The sequence below is a fragment of the Nostoc sp. NMS2 genome (assembly GCF_017115105.1).
Taxonomy (GTDB): Bacteria; Cyanobacteriota; Cyanobacteriia; order Cyanobacteriales; family Nostocaceae; genus Nostoc.
The window spans coordinates 23,513-48,478 of sequence record NZ_JABXKH010000079.1 but is presented as its reverse complement, the minus strand read 5'-3'; the positions used below and the strand labels follow the sequence as shown (position 1 = coordinate 48,478).

Genomic DNA, 24,966 nt, shown 5'->3' with positions numbered 1-24,966 from the left:
CGAGCCTGTCCTGAGCGTAGCCGAAGGGCGAAGTCGAGGTAAGTCGAAGTATTGGCCAAACAGGGCATTGGGCATTAAGTTTTTTTTCCTATGCCCTATGCCCTATTCCCCATGCCCCATTTTGATATGCTTATTTCCAGAAGAGTACTAGAGATATTAGACCAAAATGGAGATTCAGTTCCGCGAAATTAATCCTTTTGATATGTGGATTTGGCTGAAATTCAGTACAAATCCTTCTGCACGTGAAAAACAGTATGTAGAAGAAGTTTTCAATTCCTGGTTTTATCTGGGTAAATTGGGTGCATTTAATGCAGAAAATCTTCAGGTACAGGATACTGGACTCGATATCAGCTACATGAATTATGATGAGCAAGGATATGACAAAAGCCTGCTAGCACTGATGCACAACATTGGTGAGTTTGAATACGAGGGTCAATGGGGGCGTTGTTGGTTTGACTTAGGAACCAGTGATGCGATCGCATTAGATATTTTACTCAACGCCCTTACCCAGCTAAGTCAGGAATACGTCACGATTGAAGAATTGTACATCGGTGGCGAAAATTCAGATTGGCCTATTGAGGATAGCGAAAGTCGTCCTCAGTCTATTTACGATAATTAGTTACCAAAATGAATAAAGCAGGCGAAATTCGGGTAATAGCATTGGGGCTAATTCGGGATGGCGATGGCTCCGCCAACGCCAAGGGCGAACGCATATTTCTTTCTGAAGGCTACGATCCCGTAAAACAAGAAACTTTTTATCGGGCTTTAGGCGGTGGTGTTGATTTTGGCGAAACCAGCCGCGCCGCCTTAGAACGGGAATTTCAAGAGGAAATTCAGGCAGACTTAACGAATATTAAATATCTAGGTTGTATAGAGAACCTGTTTACATTTAATGGTAGGCAAGGTCATGAAATCATTCAGCTTTATCAATGTGACTTTGCTGATTCAAAATTTTATCAACTGGAAAGTTTAGTTTTTTCAGAATCACCACATCATAAACATAAAGCGTTATGGATAGATATTTCTCGCTTTAAATCTGGGGAATTACGATTAGTGCCTGAAGTATTTTTTGAATATTTATAAATCATCTGGAAATCGCACTCAACAAAGACACAATATACTGGTTCAGACTAACGCCTTCCCGTTCAGAAGTCTCAGCTAAACGTCGATGTAAAGATTTCGGTAACCGTAGTAGTAGTTTACCGCTATAGCTATCATTACTACTTGGTAAGGGAATATCATCGCCGGCTTCATAAGCTGTCTCAATCCATAATTCCCGCGCCTCATTGAGATTTGCTATTGTCTCTTCAAGAGTTTCACCTTGGGTAAGACATCCAGGTAAATCTTTAATTTGAGCTACATATCCTCCCTCTGGGTCGGGGTAAAGTGTTACAGGGTAATGAAGATTTAAATAATATTCTAAGGACGGTTTCTCAATCTGCTGGTTCTTCTGGTTCAGTGTCTTCATCAATCCACTCTTCTAAATTTAATAGTTCAACTATTTGCTGCACGTAGATTCCCTTAACTTTTTGTCCTCCTGTTTTGGGTACAGTGATGGTTTTACCTTGGGAGTCTCGGAAGCTATGATGGCTACCCTTAGACCTTTTCTCTTCAAAGCCAAAAGCTTCTAATAGATAGTAAACTTCCTGAAATCGCACTTCTGGAGGTCGCTTTAAGAACTGATCTACTAATTTTCTTAATTTGCTCATTGAGAGATGATACTATATATAGTATCAAAAATTTGAGACATAAAAAAGCGATCGCTTGTTGTATTAAAAAAAGGGCGATCGCTCTGCATGGTATTCAGCCATTGCTTCGGTTGCAAGTTTGGCAAGCATATCTGGAGAACGGGTAAAAGCTTGATCCCAAGAGCGTTCATCTTCTAGTTCCGCCAAAATCATCGCTGCGATGCCTGCGGGGGGCTACGCCTACGCATCTTGCTCATTGGCAGGCAAGTTTTTTAGTTTGGCGATCGCTTGTTCAAGTAGCTCTGTCATAGATGTCAATCGGTTACGAAAGTCATACTATAAATTATCTCTGCTTGCACTCTGTTGGGGTTTTCTACAATAAAATCAAAGACGTTGAGGTTAAACTAACCTAATGGGTGTACCTGAAACTAACCCAAAGATACCAATGCTTTCACCAAGCCTCTACGAAACTGATTTTTATGCTTGGACACAGGAACAAGTAACTTTACTTCGCAATCAGCAGTGGAGTCAGATTGATCTGCAAAATCTGATTGAGGAGATTCAATCTTTGGGTAAACAGCAACGTCAAGAACTGCGAAACCGTCTGAGTGTGTTGATTTGTCATTTACTAAAATGGCAGTACCAGTCAGGGCGTCGTAGCCGTAGCTGGTTAGCAACACTTCGGATTCAACGCTTAGATATTGCTGAATTGCTCGAAGATAATCCTAGCCTAAAGCCCTACCTTGAAGAAGCACTTCGCAAAGCCTACTTTAAAGGTGTCGAATTGGCTGTTGGAGAAACAGATTTGCCCAAGCGGACTTTTCCGGTAGAGTGTCCTTACAGTTTGCCAGAGATTGTGGACTATGATTTTTACTCCGGTGAACCAAGCAAGTTAGTGGATGAATCAGAGTAGTAATTGAAATTAAAGTAAATCTTCTTCAGATAGCTGGGCTATTTTCATCAAGGCTTTCAAGGTTCCAACTTTCAAATCTTGATTGCGGTGGACAGGAATTGACAGGATTTTTTCTACTTCGGGGTTTTCATAAATATGATGACTGCCAGTAATTCTTTGCAAAACCCAACCTTTTTGTTCCACAATCTTACAAAGTTGCTTGCCGGAAATAGATTTCATACAGCAATTTCGACAACTTGATCTGTTGACTCAATTGCATTACGACTGTTAGCAACTTCAAGCCAACCTTCAATAGCATCTTTTAAATTAGCCATCACTTCTTCTATGGTGTCTCCTTCGGTAATACAACCGGGAAGTGCGGGAACCTCTGCCCAATAGCCGCCTTCTTCTGCTGGATGAATGATTGCTCTGATTTTCATAAACCTGTTGAGCTAATTTGTGAGAATATTCTAACAACCATACCTGTTTGCTCTTAACTATAGCTACTCAAATTAATATTTTCCACTCCAACTGAGTGTTAGGCTACTCTAACTGACTGCCTACACTTCTTTTTAAAGTTTAAGCGTATCCAGCAGATTATAGTCATTTATTCTCCCTTTTCTAAAATCTAAATATTCTTGATATGTTTTGAGATCGTGTTGCTCAACATCTCTAACAAATTCTTTTTTCTCACTGTTAATTTTTCTCATCAAAGTTCTCGAGCCAGAACTGAGGCAGAAATCAATCTCCCCAATTTGAGCAACTTTTTCAGACAGCCCACCTTTACGGTTTACCTGCTTTAATTTCCCGCTTTTAGAAAGACGGTTTAACTTCAGAGATAGAGTCTCTTCTTCTTCCCCCAAAAAATATTCACAATAATGATAAATTCTAAATCCATAATTTGCTAGGTCTACAGATGAATCTTCTAAATTATTATGTTGTTTGATCCTCTGAATGCATTCATCAAGTAAGTCTGCCATACGATCGCAAACAAACTGACATATATCTACATACTCAAGTCTATTTTTTGGAAAGTAGTCAATCTGCGAACGAAAATAAACTGTTGAACCAGATATTCGATATCCCCAAACAATAACTTCTCCCTAATCCTCCCAAGAATCAGGACGCTTAATTTGATTTCCGTACATATCCGTGCTATCAAAAATACCCTCAATACCAAGGTATGTTGGGCCAATGTGAAATTTTTCTTTTTCCATTGTTGGTTGTCCGTGGTATGGAAACTTAGATGCCTAATTTCTCACAGACAAAACTAACTCACCACCGAAATTACACAGATAACAGCGATGTCTACGACTGGCTATACCTACGCACTTTGCATTTTACTCAAAACGTCGGAGTGATTGGATAGGTATTAACGTGTGTAGGGCTGTGCCATAACAAGACCGGGAACAACACGGTAATGTTTAACATTGAATGTACAAAGTGTTGCACCTTGCCCAACAGCACAAGCAGCTATCAGCGCATCTAACAACCCTAAACTGTGAGATAAATGGTAGGTCGTAAAGTCAGACAAGGCGCGATTCAAGTCAGCCTCAGTAGCCCAGACTACAGGTAGCGGCGCAACCAGTTTTAGAGCATTACTCAACTGTTGCTTGTTTTGAGAATCCTGAATCATTTCCATGACTACAAAGCCGGGCACACTGGGTAACTCTGATAGACTGGCAAACCAACTTATTGCAGGAGCATGACCTCGTTGAATATCAATCAAAACGTCGGTATCTAGCAAATACATCAACTTTACCTATTCTCGCTCACGGGTTTGGGCCTCTTGGCGTAACTTACGAGCGTATGCTTGACTATCTGTAATATCAGGTCGTGAGTTAATCACACCTTCGCTCTGCCAATAAGCAACGAGTTCGGCTCCTGTCCTCGGTGGATTTGCTAAAACCTGCCTCACAGAAAGAATCCGAAGAATGTATTCAGAAATAGGAAGGTTTAGTCGAGAAGCTTCAGTAAAAAGCTCGTTTTCTAGCTCTGGTGGTAAATCAAGATTAATACTCACTCTGGTTATCCTCTGTAGGTTTGGTTCTAAATTGATAGAAATTTGAGCAAAATTTATCAAACACTAGCTGCCTCTGGAATCGCACCCTGCATTCTCCCAAAAGCATCAATCAAATTCTGCAATTGTTGATCTGCTTTAAAAACTCCTAAGCCGCGCACCGTCACTTTACCAGGAGAATACACAAAGCGCGTCTTGAGATTGTCTGGTAAATTCGCTGCCAACAAGTTCCAAGCGGGTTCTTCCATCGGCGTTTCTAAAACGACGTGCTGCTTGTTCTCTGGTTTAATGCGGCTAAATCCGAGTTTTTTCGCTAGCTGTTTGAGTTCCATGACTCGCAATAGTTGATTTGCCGACACTGGTAAAGTACCATAGCGATCGCTCCACTCGGCTGCAATCTGATTTAATTCTGATTTAGATTTAGCTGTCGCCACCGCCCGGTAAGCACTCATCTTTTGATCCAAATCGGTAATATAATCTGCTGGGATAAATGCCGTCAAGTTGAGGTCAATCTGCGTATCCTCCACTTTCGGAATTTCTTGTCCTCGGATTTCCCGAATTGCTTCTTCTAGCATTTCCATGTATAAATCAAAACCGATGGCATCCATTTGACCCGATTGTTCTGCACCTAACAAGTTACCCACGCCTCTGATTTCCATGTCGCGCATCGCTAGCTGATATCCAGAACCTAACTGAGTAAATTCCTGAATCGCTCGTAATCGTTGCCGTGCTGCGTCAGATAACGTCCGTTGCTTGGGATAAAATAACCAAGCATGAGCTTGGATACCTGCACGTCCCACACGACCGCGTAACTGGTACAGTTGTGCTAATCCAAAGCGGTGAGCATCTTCAATCAAAATTGTGTTGACTCGCGGAATATCTAAGCCAGATTCAATAATTGTTGTACAAACGAGGATGTCTGCGTCGCCATTACTGAAAGTGAGCATGGTTGATTCTAACTCGCTTTCATCCATTTGACCGTGAGCGATCGCAAATCTAGCTCCCGGTATCACTTCTCGTAAATTGGCTGTGGTTTCTTCAATGCCATCCACTCGTGGAACTACATAAAAAACCTGTCCACCTCTATCTAATTCTTGACGAATTGCACTGCGGATACTTTCAGAATTTATCGGTGATAGATGGGTTTTAATCGCTCGTCTAGTTGGGGGTGGTGTAGTAATCAAACTCATTTCCCGAATTCCCGACAAGGACATATACAAAGTCCGGGGAATGGGAGTGGCGGAGAGGGTAAGCACGTCCACTTGAGTTTTCAGGCTTTTAATTTTCTCTTTCTGGTTTACCCCAAACCTCTGTTCTTCATCTACTACCAACAGTCCTAAATCTCGGAACATCACGCCTTTACCCAAAAGTTGCTGTGTACCAACAACTACATCTAGTTCACCCGTTGCTAATCGCTTTTGAATATCGCGGCGTTCTTCAGCCGAACGAAAACGGTTGAGCAAACCGACATTCACCGGGTAGGGTGCAAAACGTTCTTTGAGTGTATGGTAATGCTGCTGTGTTAAAATTGTTGTTGGCGCAAGGAGTGCCACTTGTTTTCCGGCGGTGACTGCTTTGAAAACAGCACGAATCGCCACTTCCGTCTTTCCGAAACCGACATCGCCACAAACTAAGCGATCCATTGGGCGATCGCTTTCCATGTCGCGTTTTACATCTTGTACAGCTTTAAGTTGATCTGTCGTAGGTTGGTACGGGAAAGAATCTTCCAATTCCTCCTGCCAAGGCATATCACCTGGGAAGCTAAAACCTTGTTGTTGCGATCGCGCTGCATACAGTTTCAACAAGTCCACTGCCAATTTTCTGATGGCTTTGCGGACTTTATTCTTGGTATTTTCCCAAGCTTTACCGGTCATCCGATTGAGTTCCGGTGCTTTATCACCTCCAGCGCGGAACCGAGATAAAGCACCTACTTGATCGGCTGCAACTCTTAGTAACCCATCAGCATACTGCACCACTAAATAATCACGGGTTTCGTTATTAATCGTCAAACTTTCCAGCTTGACAAATTTGCCAACACCATGATTTCTGTGAACTACATAATCACCTGGACGTAATTTATTGGGATCAACTTGTTTAGAAGTAGCTTTATGGCGCTTGCGGATATAGCCGGGAGTCGCCAAAGAATGCTGTCCAAAAAACTCCCGATCTGTAACAATTACTATTCGGTATGTCGGCAGAATAAAACCTTCGAGTTCCGCAAGACCAGAATATTTTAGGGCTATGGGAATATGGTTAATTTGCAGCTTATCTATCGCTTGGTAGTCGCGGGGATTGGGGATAAACTGAGCCGGACAATCATGTTCTTGCAACAGCGAGACAGAACGCGAAGGTTGAGCAGAAAGCAACCAGATCGAGAAATTGCGATCGCGTTCTTGACGGATGGTTTCAGCTAGTTTAGCAAACTGGTGCGGCGTGACTGGAAGCGATCGGCTAGCAAGATTGATCCCGCTATTTTCCTCTGACAGTTCTGATAAATATAACGTTTTAAATTTTGCAATATCAGCCAGGCAGTCATCAAACGAACGGTGAATCTTCGGCAATATTAGAGGAGTAGATTCTTCCCCATGCCCCATTCTCCATTGTTCTTGGGCATTTTCTACCCAGCGATCGCTATGAGCATGACACTGTTCTGGCTCATCAATCGCAATTAGGGTATTTTCTGACAAGTAGTTTAACAGAGATGCTGGTTGCTCGAAAGCCAACCCTAAAAAGCGACGACTACCCTCAATTAATGATGAGTTCTGAGTCCTTAGTTCTGAGTCAGAATTTAACTCAGCACTCAGCACTCGGAACTCAGAACTATCCTTGAGTGCTGCCATCACAATGGGAGCAAAGCTAGTGGGGGTAAGAATTAACTGTTCAACTTTATCGAGGGCGGAACGTTGAGTTGTAGGGTCAAATTCCCGCATTTGCTCAATTTCATCGCCAAACCATTCCAGCCTGACTGGAAACTCAGATGAAACCGGGAACACATCAACAATATCACCCCGCCGACTCCATTGTCCTTCCGTTTCCACCAGAGGGACTCGTTCATACCCCAGAATAGTTATTTTCTCACTGAAGGCATTCAAGTCTAATTCCATTCCCCGCTTCAGGGTAAGACAGAATTGCCCAAAAGCTTCTGGTGGTGGTAAATGTGGTTGCAGCGCCCCTTGAGTAGCCACAATCGCTAAATTTGTCATTTGTCCTTTGTCATTTGTCCTTTGTCCTTGGTTTGTTTCTAATGACAACTGACTAATACTTCGACTTACCTCGACTTCGCTCGGCACAAGTCGCTCAGTACAAGTGACTAATGACTCTTTATTTTTGAGCAAATCTGCCAATACCTGCATTTGTCCCCAACTCATCTCAGTTTCCGGGTCAAAAGGTTCGTAGGGAGAAGCCTCGGAGGTGGGGTAAAAATGTACTGTTTGCCATCCCATTGCCTCCAGTTGTGCATAAACTCGTCCAGCTTCTTCCAGAGTGGCGCAAACCACAAATAAATCCTTACCCTGAGCCTGCGCCAATGCCGAAGCGACCAAACCCTTGGGCAATCGAGAAATGCCATTTAACCGCAATTCTTGTTGTCGGTTTAACTTAGAAATAAATTCAGTGGTGAGCGGCGATCGCGCTAAGGCACGCACAATAGAAGAAAATGACATAAGTACTACTAGCGGTGGGAGTCTTTGTGAGTCAGAAAATCTTGAGGCAGTTTATGTCAACTATTTTAAAAGTGTTGACAGCCTTCTTATTCTTTCGGTGGAAGAATAATGCACAGCAACTAATAGACTTAAGAACTATAACTATTACTTTGTGTACAGTAAAAGCATTTATAGAAGCACCTTTAATACTAGATACTAGGTATTGAGCTACATTCGCTCTGATAAGCGGCAATTTTAAACATGTCCTCCATCACTTTTGAAATTTTAATCATTTTGGTGCTAATTATTGCCAATGGCGTGTTTTCTATGTCTGAGATGGCGATTGTCTCAGCCCGGAAAGTCAGGCTACAACAGCTTGCCAATCAAGGAGATCCTAAAGCAAGGGCAGCATTGAAACTCGCTGAGTCTCCAAATCATTTTCTGTCAACCGTTCAAGTAGGTATTTCCCTAATCGGTATCCTGACTGGCGCTTTTGGAGGAGCAACAATTGCCAACCGAATGGCAGTCTATGTAAAACTTGTGCCTTCGTTAGCACCTTATAGCGAACCGATATCTTTTGGAATAGTGGTTTTGATCATTACCTATTTGTCACTGATTGTTGGCGAATTAGTACCAAAACGTCTGGCATTAAATAATCCAGAAAGGATTGCATCGATTGTAGCTATTCCTATGCAAGCCTTGGCAGCGATCGCTTCTCCTGTAGTCTTTCTCTTAAGCGCTTCTACAGATTTAATCCTGCGATTACTAGGAATTACAGCTTCTACTGAGCCGCAAGTCACCGAAGAAGAAATTAAAATCTTAATTGAGCAAGGCACTGAGGCGGGAACCTTTGAGGAAGCCGAACAGGATATGGTAGAGCGAGTTTTTCGTTTAGGCGATCGCCCCGTCAGCTACTTAATGACACCCCGTCCCGATATCGTCTGGTTAGACTTAGAAGACACTGCCGAAGAAAATCGCCAAAAAATGGTTGATAGTGCCTATTCTCGGTATCCCGTTTGTCAGGCAGGACTTGACAACGTATTGGGTGTAATTCCTGTCACCGACTTGTTAGCCAGGAGTTTCCGAGGAGAACCGCTAGATTTGACAGTGGGATTGCGACAGCCCGTATTTGTGCCAGAAAGCACCCGTGGATTAAAAGTTTTGGAATTGTTCAAGCAAACCATTACTCACATGGCACTAGTAGTGGATGAATACGGCGTAATTCAGGGATTAGTTACTCTCAACGACATCATGAGCGAAATCGTAGGTGATGTTCCCTCAACAGATGGACAGGATCAACCCCAAGCTGTGCAACGTGAAGATGGTTCCTGGCTTTTGGATGGGATGTTGCCTGTAGAAGAGTTTTTGGAACTTTTCGGTATGGAACAGTGGGAATCCGAGGAACGCGGCAGTTATCAAACCTTGGGTGGTTTTGTCATCACCCATTTAGGTCGTATTCCTGCCGCAGCAGATCATTTTGAATGGCAAAGTATGCGAATTGAAGTGATGGATATGGATGGGAACCGCGTTGACAAAGTGCTAGTCGTACCGAAGGCAATTAAATCAGCAGATATGAAAAAATCTGACTAGTACCGCAGGGCGTAATTCGTAATTCGTAATTCGTAATTCGTAATTGCTGTACCGTAAGGGTTTCATTGATTTGGAATGGGTGGTTTATTTACGCCGCGCTGTACTAGGGATCGTTGAGGCATTGAGGAGTTAGGAGTACAGACGCGATTAATCGCGTCTGTACAGGAGTTATTTCTACCTTTGCCCAATTCCCAATTCCCAATTCATAAAGTCTTAGATAGACGTTTAACCGCTTCACCTGCCAACATCTGATGCGCTTGCTCCAGAAATTGGGGGATTTTATCGGCGTGGGGATTGCGGGCAAGACATTGCCGCAAGTTTAATTCCTCTAAACGATCGGCTTTATTACCAGGAAACCAATGATCGCCATTACCAAGCAGGTTGTAGCGCATTTTGGCGTAGTCTAACAGATCGTAGGCGATCGCTAGATTCCGCAGCCACAAAATCACCCGAATGTTTACCTCACCAGGAGTTTCCTCGAAAGTTGGTAGATTTGTTTCCCAGGATTTGACCCAATCTTCTCCCAAAGAAGCGATCGCTTCTTCTTCCAATCTTGCTAAGATGGGCGGCAAAATCTCTGATGCCCGCTCTACTAATTCTAAAGCCTTCAGGTGTTCATCAAAATCTTGTGGTTTTGCTGCTCCCACACTCAGAGTATGCACCTCTTGATGACTCAAACAAAACAAATCATTAAACACCATTGGACTCAAAGGAGCGCAAAGATTCACTAATTTTTGTGGAGGTTCATACAACAAACCTCCTTTATTAGATGGACTAATGATAAACACCCCCATATCCTGGCGTTTAGCTGCTTCAATTGCCGCCCAATTCCATTGATTAATGTAGTACCAGTGCAGGTTCACGTAATCAAATAGATTGGTATTAATTGTCTGCACAATTGTATCTGTTGATCCGTGTGTAGAAAAGCCAATAAATCTAACTTTTCCCTCTGCTTGCAACTGCTGCGCTACTTCCAAACAACCACCGGGACGGATGCTATAGTCTAATGACTCAGCATGGTTGATACCGTGCAATCCCAGTAGATCGACATAATCTAGCTGGAGATATTTCAATGATTGTTCAAATGTCTCGCGGAATTCCTTCGCATCTTCCTTTGGGCTGATTTTGGTCTGAACAATCAATTTTTCACGGGGAAACTGGGGTAGAACTCTTCCCAATTGCATTTCGGAAGTGCCATAACCACGAGCAGTTTCAATATGATTAATCCCAACCTCGACTGCCCTTCTAATCGTCGCTTCCAGATTCGCCTGACTATCAGCAGGAATTTCATTATTGGGAACATCTTCCCATTTGAACTGATATCTCATGCCACCGCAGGAAAACACTGGCATCTGTAATTCTGTGCGTCCAAATCGTCTATATAGCATCAGTAGATTGTGGATTGCTTACCAACATAATTTAAGGAGGCAGGAGGCAGAAGGAGCAATTCACTTATGGGATTCGACCCCGGATGAATTGAAGCCACTGAACGAAAGTTCAGTGTTCTTGTCTTAAATCCAAGACCCATCTGCCTCCTGCCTTCCTTGATAAAAAACGACTGTCATTCAAGCCTACAGTGCCACAATAACTACCTCTGTTCAATCAGTGACACTAGCAAGATTCATCGCATATTAAATCGGTCAGGTCTTTTGGTTATCAGACTGCGACCAGTATTCCCGTTCCACAGAATAATTATTTTACTCCAATTCAAAATCCAAAATTACTTGACCCAAAAACAAAAAGGATACAAGCCCCTAAATTATAAGCATTATTAATTTTGAATTTTGAATTTTGAATTCGGAGCGAAGCGACGTGACTTCTCTTGCGAAGATAGCAGGTTGTCAAATTAATTCTTTGGAGACTGCGCTTGAATTAAGCAATTTCTCAATGTTTCGGCTAACACCTGTACATGCGGTTCATTAAATAGATTATGGTGAGATCCAGGAATGTAATGGATATCTAATCCTCCCGCAACTAGGTCGCCCCAGCCAAATTGAAGATCGTATTGTGTGCCTATCGCATCGTCCCGATTCTGATCATCTGCTCGCAAGAGAATAGCTCGACCAAGGTAAGGTGAAAAGATATATTCACTCATAGCTTGAGTATTAGCATCCATAATCTTTAAGTGTTTGTCATTTACAGGTAAATCAATTACCCCTTCCAAGTAACGCTTATATTTATTTAGGAGATGCTGCTTACGCCAACTAGTCCATTTCACAGTCCTTTGCCAAAGGTATGCAGGCCCTTGTTGAACAATATTATTTAAATGCAAAAAAACTCGCTTCATAAATGATGCCCGCCAACTATAACCTGGACGGCAACTATCAAGCATAACTAGAATACCAACTTGTTGACCTTGCTCCTGGAGTTGCCGAGCCATCTCGAAAGCAACTACACCCCCAAAAGAATAACCTCCCAGAAAATAAGGTCCATTGGGCTGAATAGTCTGGATTTCTTGAATGTAATGAGTTGCCATATCTTCTACCCGCCTATGCAAGGGCTGTTTTCCATCTAGTCCTTGTGGCTGTAGTCCATAGAATGGTTGGTCTGACCCCAGATGCAATACCAATTCACGGAAACACAAGACTTCTCCACCGAGTCCGTGAATACAGAAAAAAGGTGGCTTGGAACCATTGGGTTGAATTTCTACCAGAGATGACCAGCTAGATTTTGATTTGTCTAAGGTATTTACTGAAGCCAAGTTTCTTGCTAAATCTTGCTGTTGACAGATTATTTTGGCTAGAGCCTCTACAGTCCCTGACTGAAAGAGAATAGCAAGAGGCAGATTTTTACTAAATATTTTCTCAATTTGCCAAAATAGTTTTACTGCCAAGATGGAGTTTCCTCCTACCTCAAAGAAGTTATCCTTTACGCCAATGGGTTGAACACCTAAAATCTGTTCCCAAATCTGTGTTATCTCGCGTTCCACTTCATTGCGGGGAGCAACAAAAGTAACTTCCGATTCTTGCCTTGATAAATCGGGTGCAGGTAAAGCACGGCGGTCTATTTTCCCATTAGGGTTTAATGGTAGGTTGTCCAAAAATACAAAGTAAGCAGGCACCATATATTCAGGTAGCTGACTTTGCAAAAAGCGACGTAATTCAACTCGACTAGGAATTTGCTCTGCACTAGCAACAACATAAGCCACGAGTTGTTTGTCACCATTAACATCCTCTCTAGCGACGACTAGAGTCTGTGTCAGTGCAGGATGTCGGCCTAATATGGCTTCAATTTCTCCCAATTCAATGCGGAAGCCACGAATCTTAACTTGGTAGTCAATCCGACCAAGAAACTCGATATTCCCATCACTTAAGTAACGTGCCAAGTCGCCAGTTTTGTAAAGATATGCCCCTGGTTCAGAGCTAAAAGGGTTGAAAATAAACTTATCTATGGTCAATTCTGGACGGTTAAAATAGCCTCGCGCTAAACCAATACCACCAATGTGCAGTTCACCTGATTCACCAGCAGGCACTGGCTGCAAATTTTCATTGAGGATGTGAATCTCTGCATTAGTAATGGGGCGACCAATGGGAGCAATGGTATAATTAGTGTCGCGCTGACAAGTCCAGAAAGTGCTATCAATAGAGGCTTCTGTTGGGCCATAGCAATTATGGAGAACATTGTCCAAATTCAGTTTGGCAAAGAAGCGTTCTATGAGTTCGCCAGGTAAAGCTTCACCACCGCAGGTAATATGCCTCAGAAATCGGCAATTCTCAATTCCCTTTTCTTCTAGTAAGACACGCAGTATAGAAGGTACTAAGGCCAGGACAGTGATTTGCTGCTCAGTAATCACCTTCACAAGGTAGGCAGTATCTTGATGTCCACCAGGACGAGCCACGATCAATTGCCCCCCGAAGCACAATGGCCAGAATATCTGCCATACTGAGGGATCGAAGCTAAAAGAAATAGTCAGTAAAACCTTATCTGCTTGAGTTAGTCTAAAGGTTGTTTGCCGCCAGTACAGTTGGTTGCGGATACCACGGTGAGAGATCATAACACCCTTGGGCTGTCCTGTAGAACCAGATGTGTAAATCACGTAGATGAGATTATGATCTGTCGTTTCATTTACAGGATTTTCTTGACTGTTTTGAATATTCCCTTGCCAATTTGAATCCAGACAAACCACCTGTGCTTGATGCGGTGGCAAGTTTTTGAGCAATTTTTCTTGGGTTAACAATACTGGTGTCTGGGTGTCTTCCAAGATGAAGGCTAAACGCTCTGAGGGATATGCCGGATCTAAAGGCACGTAAGCACCTCCAGCTTTGAGAATTCCCAGTAGTCCTACGATCATCTCTAAGGAGCGCTCTAGGCAAATGCCTACAAGTACTTCAGGACCAACACCTAAAGCACGTAGGTGGTGCGCTAGTTGATTAGCCTGCTGATTTAGCTGCCGATAAGTAAGTTGTGCATTTTCAAATATTACAGCAATGGACTGGGGCGATCGCTCAACTTGCATCTCAAACATTTGGTGGATGCACAAATCCTGATGACAATCATCTAGTTGAGTATCATTCCATTCCTGTATAACTTGAGTACTGACGATGTGAGTTAAGATATTTAACGGAATATTTTGCTTATACTCTGAAATTTCCCTATTTATCTGCATTTTCTATGTACCAACTCCATAAGGAGATGCCATTGTTTTAATTTATTTACTCTTTATTGTATATGCGTTTATATCAAATTCTATGCGAGGCTGTACATTAAGGATCTAAGCATAGAAGCCCGAAATTGTATAAACAAAGCCTAGCTTGGCTTCAGAGGCGGAACTCTGGACGAACAGTTTCTGGATTTTCATACACAGGCAAATCATATACATTCTTAAAGATAATTTATATTTAAATCTGTAAATAATCGATTTTTATTTAACATAACACTCACCATTGTTGCCAATTATATTAACTTCAAGCGGGAACTTTTTAATCCTCTTAAAATGAAAATCTCATTATTGTATTCTTTAGTCACATCAATGGATAGGCACTTTATTTACAGCTTTATTTTTAGTTAACAAATCGAGCTTTTTTGCTTTACACAAATAGATATACCAAATTCAATACTGAGAAAACTCTATCTTTTTTTATAAGAATTGGTTAAGGTAAAAAATAATTCTTACCGAATCTTCATTGTGTTTCTTAATATGTAAAAATAGTGTGAAGACATGATTATGATTTGTTTAAATAATTAAGTAGCAATCATGAACTGTATATACTAAAAACACATGAGAAAGGGACTGGCGACTCAGAACTCTAGCAATCCGAATTGAAATGTGAGAATATACGGAGATTAAAAGTACGTGTTTAAAAATATTTTAGCCATTTTATCTTATCCAAAGCCTTGTACCATTTTTTACTTAATATTTACCATTTTCAAGTCAGGTCTTCATAAAAACTTATCATTGGCATAAAGATATCTAGGAAAAAAGATTCGTGAGGTTAAAATATCTATAATGCAGATATAACAATACTCACAGATGTCAGACCTTGTTGAGATTTTGTTCACTTATTAGAATTTATGTTCATTAGTTTTGTTACCAAATTCTCTAAATATATTCCTGAGACTGACACAAGTTCAACCACAATATTTATTTATGTAAACTTTTGTAACAATATTCAAACTTTTGATGCGTTTCGTTATATGTTATGTGTGTAAGTTTTGTTAATTAAGTAATTATGCGTAAAAGACAGAGAACTTCTAAGCAAAGCTAAATTTATCTAGCTAGATATGCTACAGTAATTCCCGAAGGAACATTATTGTTTCATAGAAGTAAAACTCTGCAATAGAACTGTAAAAATTCAGTTCAGCTCTTACGCTCTTTCAAAAGCCTAATATCTTTGCCTGACCTATCTAATTATTAATGTCAATGTCAGGAATTTTATTAAACTATAATTAAGTTAACTCACCAAAAAATCATTTTTTTGCGCTCAAGGCTCAAAATATCCAGACTAAACTGAATCTTAACCTGCAACAAAAGCTAAATATCTGGGTAGTAAATTTCCTCAAACCGATCCTGGAATATGCTTTTGATTAAGAAATTAAAGTTACTCCCAACAAAATAGTTAAGAATATTAGACTACAAAGAACGGGTTTCTTTGAAATAAAAATGTGGGATATCTCACTTGTCCTATATGAAGTTTCCATCAAATTCCATCAAATTTTAAATATACCAAGTGTTACTAAACTATGAGTAATCAAAGCATTACAACAAATAAATTCAGTGAAGTACCTTTGGATTTACGTGCATCTGCATCTGTTAGGGTACGTAAAGGTTCATGGTGGTTGAGATTAATAACATTGTTTCTAGTAGACTATACACTTTTATCCTTAGCTTGGATTTTATCTGCATACAAATCTTTTTATGGACATTTTTCTTGGTATCTACCGAGTCATTATTTACCGATTTTAATAACTATTGGTATTCAAATAGGATCGCTAGCTATAGAAGGTATTTATCGAGAAGGTCAAAAACGCTATGACTATTTGAACATTATTAAATCATTAACTTTTGCTCATGGATTAATACTCCTTGTTTGTTTTTTGTATAAACCAGTTGTTGATATTACACGCCCAAGATTAATATTATTATCTTGGTTTTTAAGTATCTTATTTATTTGCACTGGTAGATATGCTGTAAATATTACTCTGGAATATCTGCGTAAGCAGAAAAAAATAGTTCGTTCTTCTGTATTCATTATTTGTGATCCTCAAGACCATGAGCAGATTTCTAGCTTTATCAAAAAAGAAAAGCACTATATTGTATCTGGAACTGCTCATGCTAATTCATTAGACAGATATCAGCGTCAAAAAACATTGAATCAACTTAATGAATTAGGTGTAACAGAGGTTTTTATCTCTTGGGATGCTCTAAAAAATAGAATGTTTTTATGCTGGTTATTTCAAGCATCTGGTATTCAAGTCCATATTTTACCGATGGAATTAAAACCAATTTATAAAAACGTAGAATTTAATAAAATAGGGGGAATGCCTTGCCTAAGTTTGGATTGTCCGATAATTACAGGTAAGGATTTTTGGATAAAACGTAGTTGTGATTTCTGTTTTGCTACCTTATTTGTAATGTTATCATTTCCGATTTATGTAGCTATAGCTATAGCTATCAAACTGGACTCTGCTGGCACAGTATTTTACAGGCAAACCCGTATAGGTCTACATGGTCAACAGTTCAAAGTGTGGAAATTCAGAACTATGAGGTCTGATGCAGAAAAATTACAGAAAGAATTAGAAGCTTTAAATGAAACGAAAGATGGAATTATCTTTAAAATTAAAGATGACCCTCGTATTACTCGTGTCGGAAAATTTCTTCGACGTTATAGCCTAGACGAATTACCTCAGCTTTTTAACGTTATCTTTGGAGAAATGAGTATAGTAGGCCCTCGCCCGTTACCTACTAGAGATGTAGACAAGTTTTCTGAACATCATTTTATTCGACATGAAGTTTTGCCTGGTATTACAGGTCTTTGGCAAGTCTCAGGTCGCTCAGACATTGTGGATTTTGAACAAGTGATAAATCTTGATCTTAACTACATTGAAAATTGGTCTCTTGGGTTAGATTTTGAAATTTTGCTCAAAACAGTTATGGTAGTTTTGAAAAAAGAAGGTGCCTACTAAGCCCAGCTTTATATATTTTTTTGAACCATCAATGTTTAAGGTAAAAGCTTTGTTATCCGCTAATGTTACCTTAATGAAATTCAATGCTAAGAAGTAACATGGAAAAGAATTGCTGAAAGAAAAACTAGGTTTTTTGCCGAATGAATAAAACCTAGTTGCTCACTTTCGATAAGGTCAAACAGAAAAATAAAATTATAGTAGATTAAGAACTATAATGGTTACGTGTTCATATAAATATTGCAATTTGCAGTGTAATCACTTGCAAATTTAATTAATATTGTTCTGCTTTTTGAATTAGTATTTTCTGCTTTCGCAATTGACTGATTAACTGATTAACTGTTTAATAATGTTCGCTAGCATTCTGAAAGGACATAATTCTGTTACAAAAATTTATGCATTGAGCAAGTAGACAAACTTTTAACGATATATCCGAAAAATTAAATTTACGAAATACATAGTTATTTAGTGATTTAAAACGAATTAAGCTGAATTAATAATTTTAAGAATGGTAGAAAAATACAAATTTATAAGTAATTCCCTCTCAATGATAGTCAATAGGTTAGCACAAAGTATTACAACCTTTGTATTAACCGCGGCTATTGCTCGGACTCTAGGAGCTGAGGCTTTAGGGCAGTATCTACTAGCGTATAGCTACTACTTTATATTTGTGGGTATTGCTTCACAGGGGCTAAAAACATTATTTACCAGAGAACTAGCCCGTGAGCCACAAAAAACACCAGTTTATTTAATTAGTGGTACCTGGCTACAGTTAATATTTAGTTTGTTAAGTTATGGGGCATTAGTGATTGTAGTCTTTTTACTTCCCTATAGTTCCACAACCTCGACTCTTTGCTACATCATGGGTTTGACGATCATTCCCTTTGCGCTTTCTAACATCACGGAGGCAATTTTTCAAGCTCAAGAAAAGATGCATCTTATTGCTATCTCTACAGTGCCAGTGTATATCCTACGCCTAATAATAATGATTTGGGCGATGCAACTGAAATACGAAATTGGATATTTGGGGGCAATACTCTGTTTTTCAGAAACGCTAATTCTAATAATTGAATGGATCTTTATTACACGATTAGTCAAAATCCAATGGCAAATTGATGGAAGTTTTGTACTTAATACAATCAAAAATGCACGTACATTTTTTGCTATTGAAGGAATAGCTGTAGTCACTGGTCGGATTCAAATTTTGATTCTTTCATTGTTAGGAAACGAGTTCTTAGTGGGTCTTTTTGGTGGAATATCACAATTACTACAACCCTTTTCGATTATTGCTAATAGTATAATTTTAGCAATGTTTCCAAGATTTTCAAAGGCAGTAGATCAAGGACGGGATAAGCAGAGACGGATAGCAGAGAATATTATTGAAATTTTACTAATTATGGCGTTGCCCTTATTTATTGGATTGTTATTTTTTGGCAAAGATTTACTAGTTTTTGTCTATGATTCTAGCTTTGCTCAAGCCAATTTAGCCCTTCGCTTAAGTGCTATATCACTTGTTTTTGTGCCCTTCATCCGCTCACTTTCCTATCTACTTGTAGCCAATGGTTTTGAGATAGTTAACCTGCGTGAAGTGGTCATTACCACTATATTTGGAAGCTTGGGAGGTGTAGTATTAGTTTCACGATATCAGTTGTTAGGTGCAGCTTTAATGGTATTATTAATGACGATTCTGGGTTTTAGCCAGTATGTTTATTTCACCTACACTCGTCTATTTTCATTAAATTTATGGCGAATTATGCGCCGACCCTTACTAATCAGCCTTTTGTTGATACCTGTATTTATATTATTGCAAAAAATTAGCTTAGATTTTATATTTACTTTGCTTATTGCGACTTGTGCCTATAGTTTATTTGTGATTTATATAGGTATTCGTGCCTTTGGCGGGTTTCGTTTTTTGTGGGTAAAACTTTTAGGATAAGTAAGAATAATTTTTCAATATAAAATCTGACAGACAAGCAATCCAAATTTGATAAATATAGTTTTAATATGATTAAAGTTGCCTTATTACATTTTGGCTTTGAAGACTACACCATTGAATTAGCAAATAGTCTGACTAAATATGTTAATTTAACGCTAATTCACCCGCAAAATCTATCAGATATATGCGGTAATGCTTTTGATCCCAGTATCCGTGTCATTAGCTTTAAAAAACCACGGATTCGCGATCCACGCAACCTGTTCTCTATGAACGCTATGATGCGTATTATTAAAGATATACAGCCAGATGTGTTACATGTTCAAGAAACTAATGATCCTTGGTATGATTGGACGCTGTTACTCAACAAGATGCCACCACTAGTGACAACCATCCACGATGTATTCCGCCATCCAGGGGATAAGGTGGCTGTATTTGGTTCAGAGTATACTCGGCGTATTGCCTTCTACCGTTCCCAACAATTGATTATCCATACTCATCAACTAAAAAAGATTCTAATCGAACAATTTAATTTACCCGAAAAGCGAGTCAATGTCATACCACATGGAGAACTTGGCAGTTTGTATCAGCGCCGGAGCGATCGCAATAATCAGCCTCGCGATCCAAATACATTGCTATTTTTTGGACGCATCTGGCCTTATAAAGGATTGAAATATTTGCTTGAGGCTATGCCCTTAATTGCTGAACGTGTACCTGAAGTCAAGCTGATTATTGCTGGAAGGGGAGAAAATATCAAGCAGTATTTCCCTAATGGTTATGATAAGAACCGCTACGAGATTATCAATAGACTAATCCCTCTTGAAGAAGTAGGTAATCTATTTCAACGCAGCACAGTAACAGTTCTGCCATACATTGAAGCGTCTCAAAGTGGTGTAGCAGCTTTATCTTATGGAATGGGAACGCTGGTTGTAGCTTCTGATATAGGAGGATTGAGTGAGATAGTTCAGCATAAAAAGGATGGTTTATTAGTTCCACCACGTGATGTTCAAGCCCTAGCTGATGCCATAGTTTGTTTGTTAAGCGATCGCGACTTGCAACAAAAAATGCAAGCTGCGGCATTAGCTCGTTCCCAGCAAGATTTAAATTGGTCAAATATTGCTGCTCAAACTGTGGAAGTTTATCAAAAAACCATGAAAAATATACACTAGTAAAAATATACTATAGGAATTGTATTTGATTTTTGAAATTATCTACGTAGGCGGGGAGTGGGGATTAGGGATTAGGGAGTAAGGAATTAGGCTTTTCGAGTTGTACCGAGCTTTTTGAGAAATCAAATATTAGTCTTATATCTACATTGGTATTTAACAAACATAATAATTACCCATCCAAGAAACAAAGTATCTGCCAAAAGAAACTGAGATTATCTGACTTGCTTAATATATTTTCTATATCTATACACAATAATACATATTAGAAAAAATGAGGAAACTTTTAATTTTTGCCGAACAAATATTTACATTCACTTGCTTGATGCTCTATTCAGGAACCCCGCTAGATGCTTTTCTGACTGATGGCTTTACTGTGAAAGAGGGAGATAGAACTATATTTCGATTACTTTATACTCTTACATATATAGTCAGCCTTTCCTTGATTACTTTACGCTGGAAGAAAGTCACTTACGCTTTTAGCAAAGATAAGTTTATTTGGATACTAATTGGAGTTTCTGCACTTTCTAGTTTTTGGTCTTTAGATCCAGACATTACCATGCGTCGCGTCATTGGTCTGGCAGGAACAACTATCTTTGGACTTTATTTAGCTTCACGCTACACCTTAAAACAGCAGCTAAAGTTATGTGCATATATGCTTGCCATCTCAATAGTAATGTGTTTAATATTTGTTATATTTATACCACAATTTGGGATCGATCCTGTATTTAATAGTTGGAGAGGAATATTCCCAACCAAGAATGTTCTGGGCAAAAGATTTGTACTTAGTGCAGCAGTATTTTTCTTCCTTGCCATTACTGCCAAAGAAAATCGCTTGGTTTTATGGCTTGGCTATATTTTTTCTGGAGTACTTATATTATTATCCCAATCAGCAACATCACTCGTGAATTTTATAATCATCACAGTAGCTTTTCTTGTGTATTATCGAATTTTACATTTAAAGTATAAAGTAATTGTACCTATTCTAACGTTACTGTCAACATTTGGCATAGCTTTTTATTACTGGTTTATCTTACAAAGTGATGCGATTTTAGGATCAATAGGTAAAGACGCAACACTCACAGGACGTGCAGAATTATGGCCTGTTGTCTTGGAGATGATTGGAAAAAAACCGTGGCTAGGATATGGCTATGGAGTATTCTGGGAGAATAGTAGTGAATCTTCTATTGTTTTACAAACGGTACAATGGAATGCTCCTAATGCTCATAATGGTTTTCTGGATCTCTGGCTAGCATTGGGTCTACTAGGATTCTTGGTTTTTATAATTGGGTTAGTTATTAATTTATTTAGAGCGATATATTTAATCCGGCGGAATCAAACATCAGAAAGTATATGGCTCTTAGTTTATCTTACATTTATGATTCTTTCAAATCTAACTGAAAGTACATTGCTAATTCAAAATAGTATGGAATGGATACTTTATGTAGCAGCCATATTCTCAAGTCAACTTTCTACGCGTGCGAATCTGTAAAACTAAAATCAATATAAATACTTATTGTACAGTGTAGAAGTGTAGAGAAGATGCAGTGATTTACATATGTATAGATATGTTGATTAATAAATGTTTAACTCAAACAACAGATTTTTGGAAGTTTTACACCAGTTATGTACAGATAGAGTTAAATTCATAAAACTGTAAACAAAAATGTCTTTACTTCCAATTAAGCAAAAAAAATAATCGTATTTTTATTGACAATATCTTAGGCATAGATTGCTCTGCCTTCGGCTGTACTAGTAGGTTAAAGTAAGTTACGCATTAGCATTATGAGAAAGATAAGCATCGATTTTACTCTGAAAAAATCAAACAATAAATTGTGATTATTTCAATGATATATTAATCAAAGATATACCAATGTTTAAAAAGTACAACTTATGTGTCGAACTAATACTATCAAGATTATCATGTTAGGTCCTAGTTTACTCCAGCAGGGTGGTATTTCTGGTTATGAGAAGCTTTTTTTAGAATATGCTCCTTCTGAAATCCAAATATGTCATATTATTACTCACGAGGAAGGATCTATAGCACTCAAAACAATGGTGTTTTTGAAAGCTATCTGGAAATTTATATGGATGTTAATAAGAGAAGAAGTTGATATTGTTCAACTTGAAATTTCTCAGCGTGGCAGTGTTTTACGACAAGCAATTATGACACTTTTAGCTTGGGTATTTCATAAACCCATAATATTACATGCTCATGGTAGTCAATTTCATCTTTTCTATGCTGGACTTGCAAATTGGATACAGAAATTGTTAGGTTGGATATTTTGCAAGTGTCAACGCTTAATTGTATTATCCGAAAGCTGGAAAAGCTTCTATATAGATACTCTTGGTCTCAAACCCGAACAAGTTGTAGTTTTTTACAATCCAGTAAAAGTTCCTGCCGAAGTTCCACACCGTTCAGTTTCTACAAAAGTGAACTTACTTTTTTTAGGAAGAATTGGTCAACGGAAAGGAGCATTTGATTTGATAAAAGCTTTTTCTCTTTTGCCTACTGAATATAAAGCCAGATCAATTATGATTATGGCAGGAGATGGAGACATAGAACAAGCACGCGATTTAGTTACGACTTTAAATCTACAAAATTATATACAGTTACCTGGCTGGATACGGTCAGATGAACGTGATATTCTTTTAAGTAAAGCAGATGTTTTTGTGTTGCCCTCTTACAACGAAGGTCTTCCATTAGCAATGCTAGAAGCAATGGCTTGGGAGTTACCAGTCATAGTCACACCAGTAGGAGGCATACCTGAAATAGTTACTCAATCTGAAAATGGATTAATTGTTAATCCAGGTAATGTTGAGCAGTTATCAAATGCTATTAAGTCTTTGATTGAAAATGAGGCTTTAAGGCTTTCTCTGGGAGCAAAGGCAAGAACAAGTGTTTTTCCGCTAGACATCAAAAAGCATTGGGTTGATTTTATAGATTTATATAACTCAGTGTTAAATGCTATGGAACAGCACTCTAAGGGCTAAATTTTTTTGTACTTTATGAAAAAATAACAACTGGTAGTTATGAAAATTAGCATTTTTGGTTTGGGATATGTTGGTGCTGTAACAGCGGCTTGCTTGGCACGAGATGGACACGAAGTGATTGGGGTAGATGTAAATCCCGAAAAAGTGGATTTGATCGCCAAGGGAGAGTCACCCATTGTAGAGCCTGGTCTGAGTCAGCTGCTGGTTGACGGAGTGGCAGCTAACTTAATTACAGCTACTACAGATACTGAAGCGGCAGTGCTAGCATCAGATGTTTCTCTAATTAGTGTTGGTACACCTCCAATAGATAGAGGAGAACCTGATCTTACTTACGTTTGGAATGTGTGCAAGCAGATTGCGAAAGCCTCCATCCATAAGGCTGAAAGCCATGTCGTTGTTTTGCGTAGCACTGTCCCGCCAGGAACATTAGAAAAGTGTCAGAATCTTATAGATAGTATTACAGATAATAACTCTATCCATCTAGCATTTAACCCAGAATTTTTACGCGAAGGTTCAGCTATCAAAGATTACGATCAACCACCTTATACCATTATCGGTACTGAATCTCCTGTGGCAGAAGCAGCAGTACGGCAAATGTATGCCACAGTAGATGCACCATTCACCGTAGTCAAACCATCTGTGGCAGAAATGGTTAAATATGTGGCTAATTGCTGGCATGCTGCCAAGGTAGGCTTTGCTAATGAAATCGGACGAGTTGCAAAAGCTTTTGGCGTAGATGGGCGGGAAGTAATGAATATCATCGTCCAGGATACGAAGTTAAATATTTCCCCTGTTTACATGCGTCCTGGATTTGCCTACGGTGGTTCTTGCCTGCCCAAGGATTTGAGTGCTTTGCTTTACTATGCAAGGAATATGGATGTACCAGTCCCCCTACTAAACGCCCTACCAACTACTAATAGCCTTCAAGTTGATTTGGCTGCCCAACAAGTGTTACGCCTTGGGGCAAGGAAGATTGCTATTTTAGGATTGGCATTCAAGCCAGGTACAGATGATTTAAGAGAAAGTCCAGCAGTGCTGCTAGTTAAGCGGTTGATTGGGGAAGGCTGCCAGATAAAAATTTATGATCAAGCTGTTTATGAAGCTCGGTTAATGGGAACCAATCTGACCTATATCCAAAATAACCTCCCTCATTTTGAGGAGCTACTAGTTGCAGAACCGGAACAAGCTCTGAAAGATACAGAATTAGTAATAGTTACCCATGCTAATCCAGAGTTTCGCCAAATATTACAGGAAGCGCTCAAGGAAATACAAGTTTTGGATTTAGCAAGTGTATTTACTGAACCGATTAAAGAGTTAAATTATTCTGGTATTGCTTGGTAAGCAAAGAACCGACGATGAAGTAACTTAAGTGTTTTCTGGCTATGTACCTACCCTTTGCTTTGCTCAAATACTGGTACATCC

Annotated in this window: 21 protein-coding genes and 1 pseudogene; 11 read left to right on the top strand and 11 right to left on the bottom strand. The window is 39.3% G+C overall.

Features of this window, described 5'->3' with window-relative positions; all coding sequences use genetic code 11:
* Positions 1 to 166 precede the first annotated feature (166 nt).
* Positions 167 to 619 (top strand): DUF3531 family protein, encoded by a 453-nt coding sequence (locus HWQ36_RS15475; protein WP_292704361.1) that lies wholly within the window; start codon positions 167 to 169, stop codon positions 617 to 619.
* 8 nt (positions 620 to 627) lie between these two features.
* A complete protein-coding gene (locus HWQ36_RS15470) occupies positions 628 to 1,083 on the top strand; it encodes an NUDIX domain-containing protein (protein WP_292704358.1) in 456 nt (151 codons plus the stop codon).
* A gap of 1 nt (position 1,084) precedes the next feature.
* Here the strand turns inward: HWQ36_RS15470 and HWQ36_RS15465 are convergent, their stop codons facing one another.
* The 3 genes and pseudogenes from HWQ36_RS15465 to HWQ36_RS15455 all read right to left on the bottom strand — a co-directional run bounded on the left by HWQ36_RS15465 (position 1,085) and on the right by HWQ36_RS15455 (position 1,997).
* Positions 1,085 to 1,468 carry a toxin-antitoxin system HicB family antitoxin gene (locus HWQ36_RS15465; protein ID WP_292704353.1) on the bottom strand — a complete coding sequence of 128 codons (384 nt, stop codon included), beginning with the start codon at positions 1,466 to 1,468 and terminating at the stop codon, positions 1,085 to 1,087.
* Positions 1,434 to 1,709, bottom strand: coding sequence for a type II toxin-antitoxin system HicA family toxin (locus HWQ36_RS15460; protein ID WP_292704350.1), 276 nt, complete (start codon positions 1,707 to 1,709; stop codon positions 1,434 to 1,436). Before HWQ36_RS15460 ends, HWQ36_RS15465 begins: the two co-directional genes overlap by 35 nt.
* 63 nt (positions 1,710 to 1,772) lie before the next feature.
* Positions 1,773 to 1,997, bottom strand: a pseudogene (locus HWQ36_RS15455) (hypothetical protein).
* Between the two features lie 103 nt (positions 1,998 to 2,100).
* Between HWQ36_RS15455 and HWQ36_RS15450 the strand changes: the two are divergent.
* A complete protein-coding gene (locus HWQ36_RS15450) occupies positions 2,101 to 2,601 on the top strand; it encodes a DUF29 domain-containing protein (protein ID WP_292704347.1) in 501 nt (166 codons plus the stop codon).
* Between the two features lie 9 nt (positions 2,602 to 2,610).
* Here the strand turns inward: HWQ36_RS15450 and HWQ36_RS15445 are convergent, their stop codons facing one another.
* The 3 genes from HWQ36_RS15445 to HWQ36_RS15435 form a co-directional block, all read right to left on the bottom strand.
* Positions 2,611 to 2,820, bottom strand: a complete 210-nt coding sequence (locus HWQ36_RS15445) for a type II toxin-antitoxin system HicA family toxin (RefSeq protein ID WP_104908348.1) — start codon at positions 2,818 to 2,820, stop codon at positions 2,611 to 2,613.
* Positions 2,817 to 3,020, bottom strand: coding sequence for a type II toxin-antitoxin system HicB family antitoxin (locus HWQ36_RS15440; RefSeq protein WP_104908349.1), 204 nt, complete (start codon positions 3,018 to 3,020; stop codon positions 2,817 to 2,819). The genes HWQ36_RS15445 and HWQ36_RS15440 overlap by 4 nt, the downstream gene beginning before the upstream one ends.
* Positions 3,021 to 3,152: 132 nt before the next feature.
* Positions 3,153 to 3,560: a hypothetical protein gene (locus HWQ36_RS15435; protein ID WP_292704340.1), complete on the bottom strand. Its 408-nt coding sequence runs from the start codon at positions 3,558 to 3,560 to the stop codon at positions 3,153 to 3,155.
* A gap of 266 nt (positions 3,561 to 3,826) precedes the next feature.
* Between HWQ36_RS15435 and HWQ36_RS15430 the strand changes: the two genes are divergently transcribed.
* Positions 3,827 to 3,949, top strand: coding sequence for a hypothetical protein (locus HWQ36_RS15430; protein ID WP_292704337.1), 123 nt, complete (start codon positions 3,827 to 3,829; stop codon positions 3,947 to 3,949).
* A gap of 3 nt (positions 3,950 to 3,952) precedes the next feature.
* Here the strand turns inward: HWQ36_RS15430 and HWQ36_RS15425 are convergent, their stop codons facing one another.
* From HWQ36_RS15425 to mfd, 3 genes are read right to left on the bottom strand one after another with little or no spacing between them, the layout of a single operon-like run.
* Entirely contained in the window at positions 3,953 to 4,333 is a 381-nt protein-coding gene (locus HWQ36_RS15425; RefSeq protein WP_292704334.1) for a PIN domain-containing protein, read from the bottom strand.
* 9 nt (positions 4,334 to 4,342) lie between these two features.
* Positions 4,343 to 4,603 carry a hypothetical protein gene (locus HWQ36_RS15420; RefSeq protein WP_292704331.1) on the bottom strand — a complete coding sequence of 87 codons (261 nt, stop codon included), beginning with the start codon at positions 4,601 to 4,603 and terminating at the stop codon, positions 4,343 to 4,345.
* A 56-nt stretch (positions 4,604 to 4,659) separates the two neighbouring features.
* A complete protein-coding gene (gene mfd / locus HWQ36_RS15415) occupies positions 4,660 to 8,262 on the bottom strand; it encodes a transcription-repair coupling factor (protein ID WP_292704328.1) in 3,603 nt (1,200 codons plus the stop codon).
* A 240-nt stretch (positions 8,263 to 8,502) separates the two neighbouring features.
* Between mfd and HWQ36_RS15410 the strand changes: the two genes are divergently transcribed.
* Positions 8,503 to 9,831, top strand: coding sequence for a hemolysin family protein (locus tag HWQ36_RS15410; RefSeq protein ID WP_292704325.1), 1,329 nt, complete (start codon positions 8,503 to 8,505; stop codon positions 9,829 to 9,831).
* A gap of 203 nt (positions 9,832 to 10,034) precedes the next feature.
* Here HWQ36_RS15410 and HWQ36_RS15405 read toward each other — a convergent pair whose 3' ends face one another.
* Complete coding sequence (locus HWQ36_RS15405) at positions 10,035 to 11,219, bottom strand: aldo/keto reductase (RefSeq protein ID WP_292704322.1); 1,185 nt, start codon at positions 11,217 to 11,219, stop codon at positions 10,035 to 10,037.
* A gap of 458 nt (positions 11,220 to 11,677) precedes the next feature.
* A complete protein-coding gene (locus tag HWQ36_RS15400; RefSeq protein ID WP_292704363.1) occupies positions 11,678 to 14,296 on the bottom strand; it encodes a non-ribosomal peptide synthetase in 2,619 nt (872 codons plus the stop codon).
* Positions 14,297 to 16,011: 1,715 nt separating this feature from the next.
* Here HWQ36_RS15400 and HWQ36_RS15395 point away from each other — a divergent pair.
* From HWQ36_RS15395 to HWQ36_RS15370, 6 genes are all read left to right on the top strand, one after another.
* Positions 16,012 to 17,454 carry a sugar transferase gene (locus tag HWQ36_RS15395; protein ID WP_292704319.1) on the top strand — a complete coding sequence of 481 codons (1,443 nt, stop codon included), beginning with the start codon at positions 16,012 to 16,014 and terminating at the stop codon, positions 17,452 to 17,454.
* Positions 17,455 to 17,959: 505 nt separating this feature from the next.
* Positions 17,960 to 19,387: an oligosaccharide flippase family protein gene (locus HWQ36_RS15390; protein ID WP_292704316.1), complete on the top strand. Its 1,428-nt coding sequence runs from the start codon at positions 17,960 to 17,962 to the stop codon at positions 19,385 to 19,387.
* A 68-nt stretch (positions 19,388 to 19,455) separates the two neighbouring features.
* Positions 19,456 to 20,553 (top strand): glycosyltransferase family 4 protein, encoded by a 1,098-nt coding sequence (locus HWQ36_RS15385; protein ID WP_292704313.1) that lies wholly within the window; start codon positions 19,456 to 19,458, stop codon positions 20,551 to 20,553.
* A gap of 271 nt (positions 20,554 to 20,824) precedes the next feature.
* Complete coding sequence (locus tag HWQ36_RS15380; RefSeq protein ID WP_292704310.1) at positions 20,825 to 22,042, top strand: O-antigen ligase family protein; 1,218 nt, start codon at positions 20,825 to 20,827, stop codon at positions 22,040 to 22,042.
* A gap of 431 nt (positions 22,043 to 22,473) precedes the next feature.
* Positions 22,474 to 23,544: a glycosyltransferase family 4 protein gene (locus tag HWQ36_RS15375; protein ID WP_292704307.1), complete on the top strand. Its 1,071-nt coding sequence runs from the start codon at positions 22,474 to 22,476 to the stop codon at positions 23,542 to 23,544.
* A 39-nt stretch (positions 23,545 to 23,583) separates the two neighbouring features.
* On the top strand, positions 23,584 to 24,885 hold the full coding sequence (locus tag HWQ36_RS15370; RefSeq protein WP_292704304.1) for a UDP-glucose/GDP-mannose dehydrogenase family protein: 1,302 nt from the start codon (positions 23,584 to 23,586) through the stop codon (positions 24,883 to 24,885).
* Positions 24,886 to 24,966 lie beyond the last annotated feature (81 nt).

Bases quoted from the DNA above. Each gene is read 5' to 3' on its own strand.
- HWQ36_RS15385 (WP_292704313.1), top strand. From the start codon at position 19,456: ATGATTAAAGTTGCCTTATTACATTTTGGCTTTGAAGACTACACCATT.
- HWQ36_RS15370 (WP_292704304.1), top strand. From the start codon at position 23,584: ATGAAAATTAGCATTTTTGGTTTGGGATATGTTGGTGCTGTAACAGCG.
- HWQ36_RS15395 (WP_292704319.1), top strand. From the start codon at position 16,012: ATGAGTAATCAAAGCATTACAACAAATAAATTCAGTGAAGTACCTTTG.
- HWQ36_RS15435 (WP_292704340.1), bottom strand. From the start codon at position 3,560: ATGGCAGACTTACTTGATGAATGCATTCAGAGGATCAAACAACATAAT.
- HWQ36_RS15375 (WP_292704307.1), top strand. From the start codon at position 22,474: ATGTTAGGTCCTAGTTTACTCCAGCAGGGTGGTATTTCTGGTTATGAG.
- HWQ36_RS15475 (WP_292704361.1), top strand. From the start codon at position 167: ATGGAGATTCAGTTCCGCGAAATTAATCCTTTTGATATGTGGATTTGG.
- HWQ36_RS15470 (WP_292704358.1), top strand. From the start codon at position 628: ATGAATAAAGCAGGCGAAATTCGGGTAATAGCATTGGGGCTAATTCGG.
- HWQ36_RS15390 (WP_292704316.1), top strand. From the start codon at position 17,960: ATGGTAGAAAAATACAAATTTATAAGTAATTCCCTCTCAATGATAGTC.
- HWQ36_RS15445 (WP_104908348.1), bottom strand. From the start codon at position 2,820: ATGAAATCTATTTCCGGCAAGCAACTTTGTAAGATTGTGGAACAAAAA.
- HWQ36_RS15460 (WP_292704350.1), bottom strand. From the start codon at position 1,709: ATGAGCAAATTAAGAAAATTAGTAGATCAGTTCTTAAAGCGACCTCCA.
- HWQ36_RS15380 (WP_292704310.1), top strand. From the start codon at position 20,825: ATGAGGAAACTTTTAATTTTTGCCGAACAAATATTTACATTCACTTGC.
- HWQ36_RS15450 (WP_292704347.1), top strand. From the start codon at position 2,101: ATGGGTGTACCTGAAACTAACCCAAAGATACCAATGCTTTCACCAAGC.
- HWQ36_RS15425 (WP_292704334.1), bottom strand. From the start codon at position 4,333: ATGTATTTGCTAGATACCGACGTTTTGATTGATATTCAACGAGGTCAT.
- HWQ36_RS15400 (WP_292704363.1), bottom strand. From the start codon at position 14,296: ATGTTTGAGATGCAAGTTGAGCGATCGCCCCAGTCCATTGCTGTAATA.
- HWQ36_RS15410 (WP_292704325.1), top strand. From the start codon at position 8,503: ATGTCCTCCATCACTTTTGAAATTTTAATCATTTTGGTGCTAATTATT.
- HWQ36_RS15405 (WP_292704322.1), bottom strand. From the start codon at position 11,219: ATGCTATATAGACGATTTGGACGCACAGAATTACAGATGCCAGTGTTT.
- HWQ36_RS15430 (WP_292704337.1), top strand. From the start codon at position 3,827: ATGCCTAATTTCTCACAGACAAAACTAACTCACCACCGAAATTACACA.
- HWQ36_RS15465 (WP_292704353.1), bottom strand. From the start codon at position 1,468: ATGAAGACACTGAACCAGAAGAACCAGCAGATTGAGAAACCGTCCTTA.
- mfd (WP_292704328.1), bottom strand. From the start codon at position 8,262: ATGTCATTTTCTTCTATTGTGCGTGCCTTAGCGCGATCGCCGCTCACC.
- HWQ36_RS15440 (WP_104908349.1), bottom strand. From the start codon at position 3,020: ATGAAAATCAGAGCAATCATTCATCCAGCAGAAGAAGGCGGCTATTGG.